Origin of the sequence: Actinoplanes sp. GCM10030250, from assembly GCF_042666575.1 — a bacterium.
Taxonomy (GTDB): Bacteria; Actinomycetota; Actinomycetes; order Mycobacteriales; family Micromonosporaceae; genus Actinoplanes.
The window spans coordinates 1-568 of sequence record NZ_JBHTDO010000130.1 but is presented as its reverse complement, the minus strand read 5'-3'; the positions used below and the strand labels follow the sequence as shown (position 1 = coordinate 568).

At 65.8% G+C, this 568-nt stretch carries 1 protein-coding gene; it reads left to right on the top strand.

The genetic code is table 11. From position 1 onward, the window contains the following. The coding region (locus ACFQV6_RS44380; RefSeq protein ID WP_378033762.1) for a hypothetical protein at positions 1 to 568 on the top strand (568 nt) is incomplete at both ends.

The window sequence follows — 568 nt, the reverse complement described above, 5'->3', positions numbered from 1 at the left end:
CCTCGGTGGCGATCGCCGGGCAGTACATGTACACCGTCGACAACACCTACGGCGGCCTTGCCCGCATCGACCTGAACAGCGGTGCCCGCGATGTCCTGCACACCGGCCACACCGGGGCGCTCGCCGCGGACGACGACTACGTCTGGATCATCACCAACGACACCCTGTTCAAGATCGACCACGGGAATGGGGCGATCATCGAAACCCGAGCCGTGGCGACCGCGGGACGCAACCCCACCGCACTGCTTTCGGTCGGCAGCTACCTCTACGCCAACCTGTGGACACCCGGCGAGACCTACCCGACCCTGACCCGCATCGAGAAGGCAAACGGCACGGGCAACATCATCGCCGCGACCAAGCTCACCAACATCAACGGCCTCGGGTCGGACGGCACCTTCCTGTATGTCTCCGACGTCGGGTCGGTCAAGAAGCTGACCAGCGTGCGGGCTTTCACCTACCCGCCGGCGGCGTCGACGCCGGTGATGGACAATGGTGCGGTCAGCACGGTCAACACGCAGGCCTTGTCGGCGGCCAACGGCGTCGCGGTGCTCGGCGGATTCTCGTACAC